The organism is Georgenia sp. Z1491 (assembly GCF_057652395.1).
Map to the genome: position 1 here is coordinate 1,255,796 of NZ_CM172729.1, position 14,602 is coordinate 1,270,397.

The window sequence follows — 14,602 nt, forward strand, 5'->3', positions numbered from 1 at the left end:
GCGCACGGCCGCCCGTCCCGACCAGGGCGCCGGACCGATGCCCGGCACGCAGCCGGCAGCACCCGCCGATCGACCGGCGCCCGGGGCGTCGGGACCCGTCGGTGCGCAGGTGGCCGGGCCGGACGGCCCGCGGGCCGCCCTGCCGACCCCCGCCGGTCGGCGCCCCGCCCCGACCCGGGGCGACGGGCCGACGACCGGCTCCGCACCCACGACCGGCTCCGCACCCACGAGCGGACCTATACCCGCGTCGGTGCCTCCGACCGGCCCCGCCGCCGCGGGCGCTCCGATTGCCGGCTCCGCACCGGCACCGTGGGGGGCGTCCGCGCCCGAGGCGGGCGGGACCGACTGGGCCGCCCGTTTCGGCCCGGACGCCGCCGCGCCGTCGGCGCCCTCCGGGCCCGGGACCGGACCGCACCGGGGCGGGCAGGCACCGCAGGCGGGGGAGCGCGACGCGGGGACACACGGTGCAGGACCAACCTCCGTCGGGACCGCACCGGCTGCTGCCACCGCACCGGTCGCCCCCGACCGGCGTGCATCGGCCGCGGTGGCACCGTCTGCCGCGTCGTCACCGCCGGCGCCGGCCCCCGCCCGCGGTGGGGGCTCCCGGCCCGCGGGTCCGTGGCCGGCGGACCATGGAGCTACGGGGGACCGGGACCGCCGTCGCCGGCGACGTCCCGAGGGTGCCCCCGACGAGGCCTCGTCCCGCAGCGGACACCTGACCGGCGGGTCCGGCGCGGACCGGAGCCGGTTCGTCGACGGGCGCCCCACCACCGGTCCGCTCCTCCAGCTGGCGTCCTACCTGATCACCCTGGTCGTGATCGTCGGTCCGGCCGTCGGCGTCTGGTTCCTCAGCTCGTCGATCGTGCTCACCGTCCTCGCGGTCGTCGAGCTCGCGGCCCTGGTCGTCCTGCTCCGTGCGCGCACCGGGATCACGCCCGGCGGGCTCGTGCTCGGGCTGCGCGCCGCACGACGCACGAACCACCTCGCCCCGGGCCTGGCCCGCGAGGCCGCGCGCTCCGGTGTCCTCGGCGGGGCGCACCTCACCGTCGTCGGCGGACTCGTGCTGGCGCTGTCCGGTCTGTTCGATCCCCAGAAGCGCGGCCGCGCCTGGCACGACCGCGTCGGGAGCTCCCGCATCCTGCCCACCAGGCGGATCGCGCGGGAGGACGCCAAGGACCCGGACGGCGCGCGACGGGTGCGGGCGACGATGGCGCCGCTCCCCGCGGACCGGATCGACCTCGGGCGTGAGGTCACCCGGCTCGGTGACGACCCCCGCCACGGCTCGGGCACGCGCCGGGCCTGACCCGGCGCCGGACCCGCCGGCGGCGGGGCTGACCTCAGGTTGGACGTGACGAGGCCCCGACGACCGGCGCGGTCGTCGGGGCCTCGTCGTCGCCTCCTGCCCGAAGCAGGGGACGTCAGACGAGTCCGGTCACCACTCGTCCGTCCTCCGGTCGTCCCCCTTGCGGAGCTGGTCCGGCGCGGGTCGGGCGGCGGCGCGGTCGCTGCCCTTGGCCCCCTCGGGCCGGGCGATCACGGTCGGCCCGGCGGGCTCCTGCTCCGGGCTCGGCGCGAGCTCCTCGGCCGGGTCCTCCTCGTCCGTGCGCTTCCTGCGTCGGTCCGACTTGCGACCGCCGGCGACCATCCCGCCCATGGGCATGCCGCCCATCATCGGCGGCCGTCCACCGGCGCCCGCGCCTGCCCCACCGCTCCCGGACGTGGGCGTACCGCCGGCGGGAGCGGAGCCGACGACGCCGGACGGAGCGCCGCCCGCGCCGGCGGGACCGGGACCGGGGCTCGGGCGTACCGCGCCGCCCGGGTGCCCCGCCGCGCTCGCGCCGCCGGAGCCGCCGCCAGGCACACCGGCGACACCGCCGACGGGTGCCACCGCGCCACCACCGACGCCGCCGGCCCCACCGGGTGCGCCCGCGCCGCCCGGGATGCCGCCGGTCCCCGATGCTGCGCCCGCGCCGGGCGCGCCGCCCGCACCGGGCGCACCCCCTCCGCCGGGACCGCCGACCACGGGTCCGGAGCTCACGGGGCCGCCGGGTCCGCCGGGCGCCGTGCCGGGTCCGCCGGGACCGCCTGTCCCTCCGGGCGGGGCGGCGTCGACGGACGGCTCACCTATGAGGGTCCCGCCGGGGCCGCCCGGCAGGTCCATCGTCGGGATCTGCGTGTCCGGTGCGTCCCACCAGCCGGGGCCTCCCGGCCGCGGAAAAGTGTCGCCGAACCGCGGGGCGGGACGCACGTACCAGTCGGGGGTGTTGGTGTCGGGCGTCGGACGGCGCGGGCTCGTGACGATCCTGTGCTGCTCCGGCTCCGGCGGAAGGGAGTTGTATCGGGGAACACCGGTCACCTCGGGCGGCGGAGTGTGCACGCCGATCGCCGTGCCCTCCGGTGGTGGCGGCGGAATGACGTTCGGGCCGTTCGCCGTCCGAGCGCGGACCTGGCCGCCCGCGTCCTCACGCCATGGCTCGCCGCCGGCGGTGATCTCCGGCATCATCTCGGTGGCCTCGCGCACCCGGTACTCGAGATCCCACAGCGCGCCGCTCGCGTGAGAGTCGTAGCGCATGGTGTCGAACTCGTCGTAGTCGCCGCTCGCGCGGTCCTGCTCCCATCGCGCGTACGTGTCCTCTTACGTCCTCCTCGCCGTGTCGGCGCCGCTGCGCGCGTGCTCGACCGCCGAGCTCACCTCCCAGACCTCCCCCGAGCGGTGCCGGGCCCAGCGCTCCACCCGGGAGAACACCTCGACGGCGGAGTCTCCGGCGTCACCGGTGATGCCGAGCTCGCCCTGCGAGCCGCGCAGGTCGTCGGCCACCCTGACGAGCTCCTGGGCGATGCCGTCCAGGCCCTCGGGGAGGCCGAGGACGGCCGGTTCCTGAAAGGTCTCGATCCGCCGCATGTTCTCGGTGAGGAACGTGGGGGCCATGTAGTCGTTCGGCATGCTGCGTCCTTTCCTCGTCAGGCCTGCACGGCGGCGGAGACACGGGGCAGGTCGAGCCCCTCGAGCTGGGAGCGGGTCGAGGCGAGCAGTGTGGAGACCTCCTCGTCGACGTCCTGGATGCGCGACGCGGACTCGGTCAGCTACCGCGCGAGCTCCTCGAGCTGTGTCAGCAGGATCGTCATGCTGCCGGAGACGTCGTTGAGCTCCTGCACCACGGCGAACCTCATGCGCGTGGGGCCGGGGAGCTCGCCCCAGCTGGCGGCCTGCTGGTTGATCTCGTCGCTCACGCGCTGCCTGAGCCCCGCGATGTCGTCGACCGTGGTCGCGAGCAGACGTACCCGCGCCTCGAGCACGTCCGGATCCAGCTCCACCTGGTTTATCTCGTCCCCCCTCGGGCCGTGGAGCGCCCGGCCGGCTACGGCGGCGATGCGCCCCGGTTGTCGGTCGTCATTCGTGTCGTCGTCTCACCACTCGTCGGACTCGTCGGGAGTCCGCAGACGGGGCGCCGGTCGAGACTCGCCCCGGCGGCCTCCTCGGCCGGCGGGGCCGCCCATGGGCGTCGCCTCCGTGCCCGGCTGGTCGACGAGGTCCATGTGATCGGCCTCGCCGGTCCGTCCCTCCGAGCGTCGCCCATCGCCCCGGCCGCGGCCAGCCGTCGCACCGGGGACTGCTCCCCCCGAGCGTCCGCCTCGTCCTGCACCCGCGGAGGCGGCACGGCCCGCGCCACCGCGACCTGCCGCGCCCGCTGCGCCGACCCCGCCCACGAGGGGGCCGGCCATACCGGCGCGCCCGGCGGCGCCGGCACCCGCGCGGCCTGCGCCTCCTGCCCCTGCTCGGTCTGCGGCCCCTGGACGTCCGGAGTCGGGTGCCGCCGCGCGTGTGGCGCCGGTGCGTCCGGAGACGCCTGGACGGGCCGCCCCGCGGCCGGCTGAACCGCGACCGCCTGCGGCACCCGTCCCGCCGACGAGCGGACCGGCCATGCCCGGACGGGCACCGGCTCCGGCCCGGCCGACGCCAGCGCGTCCAGCTCCTGCGCGACCGCCGCCACGGCTCCCGGCCGCGCCGGCGCCGCCCATCATCGGACCGACCATGCCAGGTCGACCGGCGGCTCCGGCTGAGCCTGCGCCTGCGCGTCCAGCTCCTGCGCGACCGCCGCCACGTGCAGCAGCGCCGCCCATGCCGGCGCCACCCATCATCGGACCCACCATGCCGGGCGAGCCACCCGCGCCGGGGGCTCCGGGTAGCGCGCCGGGACCACCGACGCCGGGACCGGCACCGGGGGCGCCCGGCAGCGCGCCGGGACCCCCGACGCCCGGGCCCGCGCCCGGCGGCGGCAACGTGGGCAGCTGAGAGTCGACGGACGGAGGGCCGGGGTCGGGGATCGGGGGAAGCGGCGGCCGGTAGAACGACGGCGGGTCCCGCGGGTCGGGCCGGTCCGGTGGGTACGGCCGGTCTGGCGGGTACGGCGGGTCGGGCCGGTCCGGTCGGTATGGCGGGTCGGGTCTGCTGAGGGTTCGGTTGACTTCCTGACTGCTCTGCGGAGCGGAGAGGATGGTCCTCGTGCCGAAGATCTACTCAGAAGAGCTCAAGGCCAGCGCGTTGGAGCTGCTGGATCAGGGAATGACTCAGAAGCAGGTCTGTCACGACCTCGGGATGTCGAAGTCGGCGCTGCAGGCCTGGGTCAACGAGTCTCGCCTGCGAGAACGCGGCTTCGAGCCAGCTCGCGGGCAGAGCGCCGGGGACGGTGGTGAGCAGACGCGGATGCTGAAACGGATCCGGGAGCTGGAGCAGGAGAACGAGGTCCTGCGCAAGGCGACCGCGTATCTCTCGCGGGCCAATCTCGGTCCTGGGCAGTCGCGCCCAAAATGATCTACCCGCTGGTCCTTGACCTTGCTGCTGCCGGAATCCCGGTCGCGGTGACCTGCCGGGTGCTCGGCTTCTCCAAGCAGGGGTTCTACCAGTGGCGCGCGAACCCTGTCAGTGCTCGGGACGTCGACGAGGCGTATCTGCTCAATGCGGCCTACGACATCCACGCCGACGATCCGGAGTTCGGGCACCGGTTCATCGCCGACGAGCTCCAGGCCGCCGGTCACGTGGTCTCGGAGCGGCGCGTATGGCGGCTGTGCTCCCAGCAGCGGCTCTTCTCTGCCACAGTGCGACGGAAGAAGCGCTACGGCAGGCCCGGCCCGCCGGTATGCGATGACCTGCTCGAGCGGGACTTCACCGCCGAGAGCGTCAATGCGAAGTGGTTGACCGATATCACCGAGCATCGCACCGGTGAGGGCAAGGTCTACCTCTGTGCCGTCAAGGACGCCTGCTCGGGGAGAATCGTCGGCTACGCCCTCGATGCCCGCATGACATCCGACCTGGCCGTAGCAGCCGTACGAGACGCGGTCGCGCGCCGCCAGGGAGCGGCCGCGGTGGCTGGCTGCATCGTCCACAGTGACAGAGGCTCGCAGTTTCGTTCCCGGAAATTTCAGCTCGCTCTCAAGCATCGCGGCCTCATCGGTTCCATGGGCCGGGTCGGGGCTGCCGGGGACAACGCGGCGATGGAAAGCTTCTTCGCCACGCTGCAGAACAACGTGCTCGACCGGAAGCGATGGGCCACCCGCGACGAGCTCCGGCTCGCGATCGTGCACTGGATCGAACGGACCTACCACCGTCGCCGACGGCAACGTCGACTCGGCAAGCTCACTCCGGTTGAATACGAACTCGTCCACCACCAGGCCGTCGCGCTGGCGGCCTAACCCCGAAGTCAACGAAACCTTCAGCAGACCCGTCGGGCCGGTCCGGCGGGTATGGCGGGTCGGGCCGGTCCGGTGGGTATGGCGGGTCGGGCCGGTCCGGTGGGTATGGCGGGTCGGGCCGGTCCGGTGGGTACGGCGGCTCCGGCCGGTCCGGCGGGTACGGAGGGTGGTAGGGCGGGTCGTCCGGCCGATCGGGCGGGCGAGGAGGATCGGGCAGCCGAGGCGATCCGCCGCCTCCGCCACCTCCTCCGCTTCCACCGGTGCCGCCGTCACCTCCCGTGCCGCCGTCGGGAAGGTCACTGCCGCCCCCGGGCACGTCCGTGCCGCTGCCGCCGGGCACGTCTCCGGTGCCGTCGGCGATGTCCGGGAGCATGGCGATGGCGTCCTCGACCTGGTAGTCGAGCGACTCGATGGCCTCACCGGCGGCGGTGTTGTACTCCTGCCGCCGGGAGTCGTCCCAGTTGCCGCCCTCGTGCGCCGCGGTGTAGCTCTCGTTGAGGTCGAAGTAGTAGGTCTGGGTGGAGCCGCCGGCCTCGCGGGCGTAGTCCACCGCCGCCGCGATCGCGTCGACCTCCCCGGCCCGATGCTCCGCCCAGCCCTGGACCCGCTGGAACGCGAGGACCGCGTCGTCCCCGGCCTGCCCCTCGATGCCCAGGTTGCCGGACGCGGCGGCGAGGTCGTCGGCGAGACCGCGCAGACGCTCGGCGATCCCCGTGAGCGTCGTCGTGTAGCTGTTGATGGGCTGCGCCTGGAACGGCGAGATCTTCCGCAGGGTCTCGGTCAGCGAGGTCGGTTCGTCCGTCATGGTGCGCCTGCCGTCCTTCCCCTGCGCGGTCTCGTGTCAGTCGTCCTGGTCGTTGAAGTTGCCGAGCTCCATGTCGCTCAGCCGCTCGCGGGTCTTCGTCAGCAGGTCGGTGGTCTCCTCGTCGACCCCATGGATCAGCGCCGCCGAGTCCTCGAGCGCGCGAGCCAGACCCTCGAGGTCCTGGAGCAGCCGCGTCATCCCCATCCCGACGTCGTACATCCGCTCCGAGACCCGGTCGCTGATCCGGTTGATGGTCGAGAGGTCGGACCACCCCGACTTGTGGTCGAAGCGCCCGTTCCAGGCCTCGGACCGGATCTCCTCGACCTCCTCGACGGTGGTCGAGAGCAGCCGGACGCGCGCCGCGAGCACCTCCGGCTGCAGCTCGATCGCCATCGTCGTCCCTCCCGCTGATCAGCCGACGTCGTCGTGCCGGGTCGGCGCGCCCCGTGAGGCGCGCCGACCCGATGGGTCACCAGTCGTCGTTCTCGGTCTCGACGCCGAGCGTGGGTGCGGACCGGGCGTCCGAGCGCGTGCCCTTGCCTGCGCCGGCCGCCGTCGCGGGTGCCGACTCGGTCTCGAGCTGGTCGACGAGGTCCATGTGCTCGACCTCGTTCTCCTTGCGCTCCTTGTCCTTGGCTCCCGGCCGTCCGGCGAGCATCCCGCCCATCGGACCACGGGCCGCGCCTGCTGAACCGCCGCGCGAGGCAGCGCCTGCGCCCGAACGGCCGGCCGCCGGAGCACCCGGGCGGGCTCCGCCCCGACCGGGGGCCGCCGCACCGGCCGCCGCGCCGCGTCCGGGCGCCGATGTGCCCGTGGCTGCGCCGCGTCCGGTGGCGCCCACGGTGCCGGGACGACCGGCACCTCGCGCACCGGGTGCACCCGCGCCGCGACCTGCGGCACCTGCGGCCGCACCGGGACGGCCAGCAGCACCTGCGGCGCCAGGACGACCGGCGGCACCGGGTGCGTGACCAGCTGCGCCGACCGTGCCCGGCCGGCCGGCTCCGCCTGTGCGACCGGCAGCCCCGGCTCCCGCGCGTCCGGGCGCTCCTGCGCCGCGGGCAGGCGCTCCGGCCACGCCCGGGCGAGCAGCGCCGCGCGCTCCTCCTCCGGGAGGCGCACCGACCATGCCGGCACGGCCGGGGGTCCCGGCGGCTCCGCCGCGCGCACCCCCGGGACCGCCTCGACCGGCGACCGCTCCACCGCGACCGGCGGGCGGCATGCCCGCCACCGCCCCGGGACGTCCGGGCATGCCACGGCCGCCCGCGCCGGTGCCAGTGCCGATCGGGCGGGCACCACCGCCGGGGCGACCGGCGCCCGGGCCACCGATGGTGTGGATCGGGGGCCTGCCGGGCGTGCCGCCGGGAATGCCGGGGGCACGCCCGCCGCCACCTGGACCGGGCATGCCGGGCGTGATGGGCGGCGGGATCGGCATACCGCCGCCACCGGGCGGCGGCACCGGAGCAGGTCCGGGCAGCACCGGGTTCGGCACCGGCGCCGGGCCGGGCGACGGCAGGGGCGGCGCCGGCGTCGGCATCGGCGCGTCGACGTTCGGCGGGTCCGGGTCCGGAAGCGTGGGGACCTCGGGGACGCGCGGACCCGGAGGGTCGGGCAGCACCGGAGGCTCGGGGCCGATGATGGGCGGCTCCCACGGGTCGTACGGCGGCGGCATGACAGGTGGGTCCGGGCTCGGCGGCCGGATGACCCCGGGCGGCAGGTAGTTCCCCGGGGGCTGGTGCCCGCCGGGTCCGCCGCCCGGTCCGGGCACGTTGCCGCCGCCGCCACCGGGCAGCGGCGCGCCCGAGCGGTTGACGTCGGTGCCGCCGCGGTCGGGCGAGTAGCCGCGGTCCTTGAAGGGCGTCCCGGTCGCCGGCGTGATCTCCGGGATCAGGTCGATGGCGTCCTCGATGCGGTAGTCGAGCGACTCGATCGTCTCGCCGGCGGGACGGTCGTAGCGCTGGATGAGCTCGCGCTGCTCGTTCTCGTCCATCTCGTCCCAGCGGTCACGCTCGGAGTTGTTCGACCAGGAGCTGGCCTCCGTCGTGTAGGTGCCCTGTGCCTCGTCCCCGGCAGTCCGCGCCGCCGCCAGGGCGGTGCCGATCTCCTCGGACTCCGCCGCGCGGTGGCGCGCCCAGGACTCCAGCTCGTCGAACCCCTGCCCCGCGGCATCCCCGGCCTCGCCCTCGATACCGAGCTCCGCACGTCGGGAGCGGATCTCGTAGGCGAGGTCGTCGAGGCGGTCCGCGTAGCTGGTGAAGTTCCGCTCGATGCCCTGCAGCCCGCTCTTCTGGAGGTCGTCGATCCGGGCGAGCGTCTCGGTGAGCATCGTCGGCTCGGTCTTGTGGTAGTTCATCTCGTCAGCTCTCGATCGTCCTGGCTCGGGTCAGACCGGAATCGGGTAGGGGCCGCCGTGCGGTCCGGGCGGGGGCGGGGGGGCGGCCTCGTCGATCTGCTCGCCGATGGCCTCCAGGTCCGCCATGAGGCCGTCGTCGGTCTCCTCCAGGTTCTCGGCGGCGCGCACGAGCGCCTGCCGGATGTCCTCGGTGCTGAGGAGCAGGTCGTTGATCCCGCGGGCGAGCGCGAAGGTCGCCGTCGCGAGCGGGGAGCCGATCCGGCTGACCGTGGCCAGCTCCGACCACATGTTCCGCTGATCGACCCCGTCGCTGTTCATCTCGTCGTTGATCTTGGCGAGCTGCGTCACGACGGTGTCGAGGTAGGTGACGCGAGCTCGGAGCACCTCGGGCTCCAGCACGATGTTCATCTCGGGGGATCCTCCAGATCATCTCTCTGCCGCACCGGGCTGGGCGCTCGGTGGCTCGGTACCTGCGGTGCCGACGCACGAGAGCCACGGAGGCACCGGGACCGAGGGGTCCCGGTGCGACCGAGGCTTGCGTGTGTCAGACGTTGCCGCCGAAGTTGTTGGCAGCGATCCGGTCGGCGTCGGCGAAGTTGCCGCGGCTGCGCAGGACGAGGGACTCGATGAGCATGAGGATGGAGTCGACGTCCTCCATGTTCTGGTCCCAGTGGTGCTTGGCGGTGTCCCAGGCCTGGCGGGCCTCACCGTGGAAGCGCTCGCGCAGGTCGGCGGTGCCGCTGTGCAGGTCGTCCAGGTGCTGGCGGATGCGCTGGCCGGCCGAGCTGATGTCGGCGGCCCCGGTGTCGAGGGCGGCGTGGGTGACGCGGATGTCGTTCATCTGGATAACTCCCAATTCTCAGGTGGTAGGTCGGGTCAGCCGAGCAGCTGGCCGAAGTTGACGCTGCCCTCTTCGTCCTGGGCGGTGAACGACGACTGCGTGCCGCGCAGGTTCTCGGAGAGGGTGGTGAGCACCTCGTTGGTGTGCCGCGCCTCCTCGTTCCAGCGCTGCATGGCCCGGTGGAACGCGGTGGCCGCCGAACCGGTCCACTGAGCGCCGATGCTCTGAATCTGCGAACCGAGCCTGGTGAACTCGCCGTCGACGGCGGTCTTCGTCTCGTCGACGCGGGACGCGGCCGTCTCGAGTGCGCCCTCGCCTGCCTCTACTGCTCCCATGGTGTCCTCCTGCTGAATCTCTCGTGGACGGGCCGCTGGTGGACCCGGTGCCCCGCGGGGCCTGACGTCCGCCGATCCGGGAGACCCGCTCTCGACGACAACCATCACGTTACGGCCACGGCGCTCGGCCGGGAACGGTCCCGCTCGGGGAGACCTCCCCACGCATACAGCCTGGTCGGGGACCAGTGTTCGTGCGGTGTTCGGCGACCCGCCAGGGACGTTGCCGGACGGTCACCCGGACGTCACCGTCCGGTCACGTGGGCCGTGCCGGGCGTGACCGACGACCGCGGTGCGCGGCCGTGCTTGTGGCCGGCTGCGGATATCCTCGTGCAGGCGTTCCCGGGGCGGGGCGCGACGACACCGCGTCGAGGGAGGGCACCGCGTGAGCCAGGCAGTCAGCCGCCGCGCCGTCGGCACCGTGGTCCGGGTGACTCTCGTCGAGGGCGACGACCGCACGGACCTCGCGCTCCCGGGCTCCGTCCCCGTGGCCGAGATCGTGCCGGGACTGGCCCGCCGCCTGGGGATGCTCGAGGTCCGCGCCGCCGTGACCGGCTACCGCCTCACCCGCACGGACGGCACGGAGCTCGCGCCCGACCAGTCGCTCGCGGCCCAGGGCGTCGAGGACGGCGCCCTGCTCGCTCTCGTCGCGCGCGACGCCGGCAGCTCCGGCCGCGTGTACGACGATCTCGTCGAGGCCGTCTCCGACGCCGTGGAGGACCAGCACCGGGCATGGACCCCGGCGGACTCCGCACGGATGACGCTGGTGGCGACCCTCGTCCTCGTCGTCACCGGCAGCGTCGTGCTGCTCACCGCCGACGACTCCTCCCTCCTGGTTCCCGTGGTCGCGGGGGCCGCCGCTGCGCTCTCGCTGGGCGTCACCGGCGTGCTGGCCGCCCTGCGCAGGACCGCCGCCAGCATGACGATGCTCGGCTCGACGGCGGTGCTCGCGCTGACGAGCGGCCTCGCCCTCGGCGTGGGACCGATGGTCGGCGAGCCGCTCGCCTTCGGTGGGCTCGGCGTCCTCGCCGTCGGGGCGCTCGCCCTGCCGTTCCTCGGGTCGGTGCGCGAGTACGCGGCGGTCCCGATCCTCGTCGGCCTGGTGCTCCTCGCGCTCGGCGGGCTGCCGCTGGTGACCGACCTGGGCACCGGCCAGGTGGCCGCCGGGATCGTCGCCGTGTCCGGCATCGTGCTGTCCTCGGCACCCTGGATCGCCCTGTCGATGACCGGCATCCGCGTGACCGTGCCCCGCAACCAGGCCGAGCTCGACGCCGAACGGCAGGAGATCCGTGCCGCCCGCGTCCGCTCGGAGTTCCTGCGCGGCTCGCGGCTGCTCCTCGCGATGCGGCTCTCCGGGGCGGCGGCCATCCTGCTCGCCACGCCCCATGCGGTGGCGACCGGGATCTGGGGCACCGCGCTGGTCCTCGTCGTGTGCGTGGCGTTCGTCCTCGGCGTGCGCGAGATCTATGCGCGGCGCGACGTCGTCGTCATGACCTCCACGGGGGTCGTCGGTGCCGCGGTGGCGGGTCTCGCCGTCGTCGTCGTCCACCCGACCTGGTGGCTGGCGGTCGCGATCGCCGTCGCCGCGCTCACGGTGGGGATCGTCGGCATGGCCGTCCTCAGCCCCGGGCCGCGGCCCGGCCTGCAGCGCGTGGGCGACACCCTCGAGGTGATCTGCGTGCTCGCCGTCCTGCCGCTGGCCGCGTTCGCCTCGGGCGTGGTGTAGATGGCCTCCAACAAGGACATCCTCGACGCGCAGCGGTTCAACCGGCAGCGCCTCGTCACCTCCTTCGTCTCGGGGGCGCCCGACGGCCGCGAGCTCGAGCCCGGCAAGCCGTGGCGCGGCGTCGTCGGGGGCCTGGTGCTCGTCGGGATCATCCTCGCGGGCGGTTTCGTCTCGCGGTGGCTCGCCCCGGGGGAGCCGGAGGGGTGGGAGGACGGCTCGCTCGTCGTCGTCGAGGAGGACGGCTCCCGCTACGTCACGTCCTCGGGCGTGATGTACCCGGTGCTCAACACGGCCTCCGCACGTCTCGTGCTCGGTGCGGGCGAGATGACGGTCCAGACGCTGTCCCAGGAGGAGGTCGCCGGCGTCACGCGCGGCCCGACCGTCGGCATCCCGGACGCCCCGGACTCGCTCCCGGACCCGGGCGACCTCGTCAACGACGAGTGGCTCTCGTGCGTCACGTCCTCGGGCGCGTCGTGGACCGCGCTGGGTCGCCCCACGATCGACACGGACGGCACCCAGGTCTCCGCCGAGCCCGCGCCGGACCAGGCGATCGTCGTGCGCGTCGAGGGCACGCTGTGGCTCGTCTCCGGCGCCACGCGGCACGCGATCGACGCCGAGCACGAGCAGCAGATCGTCCGCGCGCTCCGGCTCGACGCGGCGCCGGTCCCCGAGACGTCCGCCGCCTGGCTCGAGCTCTTCGCCCTCGGCGCCCCGCTGGAGCCGCTCGCCACGAGCGGGGCGGGCGAGCCGATGCCGGAGCCCCTCCCGGGCCTGGAGGACGTCCCCGCCGGACAGGCCGTCTCCATGGGCGAGGGCGACGACGTCTCGTACTACATCCTTGGCGCGTCGGGGGAGCTCCACCCACTGAGCGACGTCGGCTACCAGATGTACCGGCTGGGCGACGGCGAACACCTCGAGAGCGAGGCCATCGCGGTCAGCGCCGGAGACCTCGGTCAGATGCCCTCCGGTGACGACGCCGACCCCGCCGACTGGCCGGACGAGATCGCGGGCGCCGTGACCGCGACCGACGGTGCGACCCCCTGTGCCCGCCTCGTCGCCGGAGCGATGGACGAGTCCGACTCCTCCGCGCTCGTCGCGGGCCACGACATCCCCGAGGTCGCCGACGACACCGTCACGGTCGAGGGCGGCGCCGGCGCGCTCGTCTCCGGCAGCGGCGGCGGCCTCCTCACGGCCGACTTCTTCATCGACGAGACCGGCCGGGCCTACCCGCTGCTCGGGGCCCGCGGCGAGACGCTCGGCATGCTCGGCTACGAGCTGGAGGACCGGACGACCGTTCCGAGCCCGTGGGTGCGGCTCTTCCCGCAGGGACCGGGGCTGCAGCCGCTGGACCTGCCCGCGCTCGGCGGACCCGGCGACGAGTCCGAGAGCGGGGCCGGCACCGGGACCGAGGCGCCCTCCGGCGGCGAGACCGAGAGCGACGGCTCGTGACCGGTCGGCACGCGCACGGGCGGGGGCGTCGTGGCGATCGGCCCGGAGGTGCGCTGGCGGCGGTCCTGGCGGGCGCCGCCGTGCTCGCCACCCCGCTCCTGGTCTCCGGCGCCCCGGGCGCGCCCGCCGAGGCGTCGCCGGGCCGGGCCGGCCAGGTGCAGGCGACAACGGTCGACCCGTCCCGGGCCCGGATCGGACCGGTCTGGCGGGCCGAGCTGCCCGACGCCTGCACCCCCGAGGAGATACCGACCGAGCCCTCGCCGGTGCTCCCGGCCCTCGGCGTCGAGGAGGCGTGGGAGCTGTCCCGCGGCGAGGGCGTGACCGTCGCCGTCGTCGACTCCGGGGTCGCGCCCAGCGAGCCGCATCTGCCGGCGGACGAGGCCGTGCTGCCGGGCCTGGACTCCATGGGCACCGTGCCCGGCTCGGAGACCGTCACCGAGGGCCCGCCCCTGTCGAGCTCGGACGGCCGGACCGACTTCCACTTCCACGGCACCGCCGCGGCCAGCCTCATCGCCGCGCGCGACCCCGAGGGCACCCACGTGGTCGGCCTGGCTCCCGAGGCCCAGATCCTGCCCGTGCGCGTCTACGTCACCACCGAGGACGACGAGCTCATCGAGGCCGGCTACGGCACGGACGTCGGGCGCATGGCCGAGGGCATCCGCTGGGCCGCCGACCAGGGCGCGCAGATCATCTCGGTCTCGATGTCCCTCCCCACAGACGTCCCCGAGCTCCGGGAGGCCGTCGAGCACGCGAGCGCGGCGGGCTCCCTCGTCGTGGCGAGCGCCGGGAACGCGCGGACCGCCGACGACGACACGCCGGGACCGCGCTACCCCGCCGCCTACCCCGGCGCCCTGGCGGTGACGGCGACCACGATCGAGGGCGAGGCGACCGACGACTCCATCCCCGGCGAGCACGTCGAGATCGCGGCGCCCGGCGACCCCGCCTACTACGCGTACGTCACCGGCGAGGAGTGCTACACCGGTGGCGGCGGCGAGGCCGCCTCGAGCTGGGCGACGGCGTACGTCGCCGCCTCCGCCGCGCTGGTCGCCTCGATGTACCCCGACGAGACGCCGGCGCAGTGGGCCCACCGGCTCATGGTCACCGCCGTGCGCACGGTCCCCGGCGAGCGCGACGACCTCCTCGGCTGGGGCAGCGTGGCGCCCTACGACGCGCTGTCGTTCGTCGACGACGGCGCAGCCCCGGGGCCGCCGAGCCCGGTCCACGAGGCGCCGTCGGTCGACGCACCGACCTTCGTCGCGGTGCCCGAGCGGCCCGAGGACCCGCTCGAGGCCGTCCGGGGCACCGCGGCGTGGTGGGTGTTCGGGGCGTTCGTCGTCGTCGGCGGGGCCGGTCTGCTCGCCAAGGCGCCCCGCCGGCGCGGCTGACCTCACGCGGACCGCCGTTCGCC

Annotated in this window: 14 protein-coding genes; 5 read left to right on the forward strand and 9 right to left on the reverse strand. The window is 74.9% G+C overall.

Annotated elements, in window-relative coordinates:
* Window positions 1-814 precede the first annotated feature (814 nt).
* A complete protein-coding gene (locus tag AC24HA_RS05850) occupies window positions 815-1,303 on the forward strand; it encodes an RDD family protein (RefSeq protein ID WP_487563589.1) in 489 nt (162 codons plus the stop codon).
* Between the two features lie 129 nt (window positions 1,304-1,432).
* Here the strand turns inward: AC24HA_RS05850 and AC24HA_RS05855 are convergent, their stop codons facing one another.
* The 3 genes from AC24HA_RS05855 to AC24HA_RS05865 form a co-directional block, all read right to left on the reverse strand.
* Window positions 1,433-2,572, reverse strand: coding sequence for a hypothetical protein (locus AC24HA_RS05855; RefSeq protein ID WP_425709128.1), 1,140 nt, complete (start codon window positions 2,570-2,572; stop codon window positions 1,433-1,435).
* Between the two features lie 63 nt (window positions 2,573-2,635).
* Complete coding sequence (locus tag AC24HA_RS05860; RefSeq protein ID WP_425709127.1) at window positions 2,636-2,944, reverse strand: hypothetical protein; 309 nt, start codon at window positions 2,942-2,944, stop codon at window positions 2,636-2,638.
* A 140-nt stretch (window positions 2,945-3,084) separates the two neighbouring features.
* Complete coding sequence (locus AC24HA_RS05865; protein ID WP_425709126.1) at window positions 3,085-3,315, reverse strand: hypothetical protein; 231 nt, start codon at window positions 3,313-3,315, stop codon at window positions 3,085-3,087.
* A gap of 1,189 nt (window positions 3,316-4,504) precedes the next feature.
* Between AC24HA_RS05865 and AC24HA_RS05870 the strand changes: the two genes are divergently transcribed.
* A protein-coding gene (locus AC24HA_RS05870; protein WP_425708379.1) for an IS3 family transposase occupies window positions 4,505-5,691 on the forward strand; the annotation gives its coding sequence in 2 pieces (ribosomal slippage) (window positions 4,505-4,784 and window positions 4,784-5,691; 1,188 coding nt in all).
* Here AC24HA_RS05870 and AC24HA_RS05875 read toward each other — a convergent pair.
* The 6 genes from AC24HA_RS05875 to AC24HA_RS05900 all read right to left on the reverse strand — a co-directional run bounded on the left by AC24HA_RS05875 (window position 5,636) and on the right by AC24HA_RS05900 (window position 10,022).
* Window positions 5,636-6,496 carry a hypothetical protein gene (locus tag AC24HA_RS05875; RefSeq protein ID WP_425708378.1) on the reverse strand — a complete coding sequence of 287 codons (861 nt, stop codon included), beginning with the start codon at window positions 6,494-6,496 and terminating at the stop codon, window positions 5,636-5,638. The two genes, AC24HA_RS05870 and AC24HA_RS05875, sit on opposite strands and share 56 nt — an antisense overlap.
* A gap of 36 nt (window positions 6,497-6,532) precedes the next feature.
* Window positions 6,533-6,889, reverse strand: a complete 357-nt coding sequence (locus tag AC24HA_RS05880) for a hypothetical protein (protein WP_425708377.1) — start codon at window positions 6,887-6,889, stop codon at window positions 6,533-6,535.
* Window positions 6,890-6,965: 76 nt separating this feature from the next.
* Window positions 6,966-8,846, reverse strand: coding sequence for a hypothetical protein (locus AC24HA_RS05885; RefSeq protein WP_425708376.1), 1,881 nt, complete (start codon window positions 8,844-8,846; stop codon window positions 6,966-6,968).
* 30 nt (window positions 8,847-8,876) lie between these two features.
* Window positions 8,877-9,254, reverse strand: coding sequence for a hypothetical protein (locus AC24HA_RS05890; RefSeq protein ID WP_425708375.1), 378 nt, complete (start codon window positions 9,252-9,254; stop codon window positions 8,877-8,879).
* A 136-nt stretch (window positions 9,255-9,390) separates the two neighbouring features.
* A complete protein-coding gene (locus tag AC24HA_RS05895) occupies window positions 9,391-9,687 on the reverse strand; it encodes a WXG100 family type VII secretion target (RefSeq protein ID WP_425708374.1) in 297 nt (98 codons plus the stop codon).
* Window positions 9,688-9,722: 35 nt separating this feature from the next.
* The gene (locus AC24HA_RS05900) at window positions 9,723-10,022 is read right to left on the reverse strand and encodes a WXG100 family type VII secretion target (protein ID WP_425708373.1); all 300 of its coding nucleotides are present in this window, start codon (window positions 10,020-10,022) and stop codon (window positions 9,723-9,725) included.
* Window positions 10,023-10,404: 382 nt separating this feature from the next.
* Here AC24HA_RS05900 and eccD point away from each other — a divergent pair, with 382 nt between their 5' ends.
* Genes eccD through AC24HA_RS05915 form a run of 3 tightly spaced genes read left to right on the forward strand, consistent with a single transcriptional unit; the run spans window position 10,405 to window position 14,579 of the window.
* Window positions 10,405-11,745: a type VII secretion integral membrane protein EccD gene (gene eccD, locus AC24HA_RS05905; RefSeq protein WP_425708372.1), complete on the forward strand. Its 1,341-nt coding sequence runs from the start codon at window positions 10,405-10,407 to the stop codon at window positions 11,743-11,745.
* Window positions 11,746-13,194, forward strand: coding sequence for a type VII secretion protein EccB (gene eccB / locus AC24HA_RS05910; protein WP_425708371.1), 1,449 nt, complete (start codon window positions 11,746-11,748; stop codon window positions 13,192-13,194).
* Entirely contained in the window at window positions 13,191-14,579 is a 1,389-nt protein-coding gene (locus AC24HA_RS05915) for a S8 family serine peptidase (RefSeq protein WP_425708370.1), read from the forward strand. The genes eccB and AC24HA_RS05915 overlap by 4 nt, the downstream gene beginning before the upstream one ends.
* Window positions 14,580-14,602 lie beyond the last annotated feature (23 nt).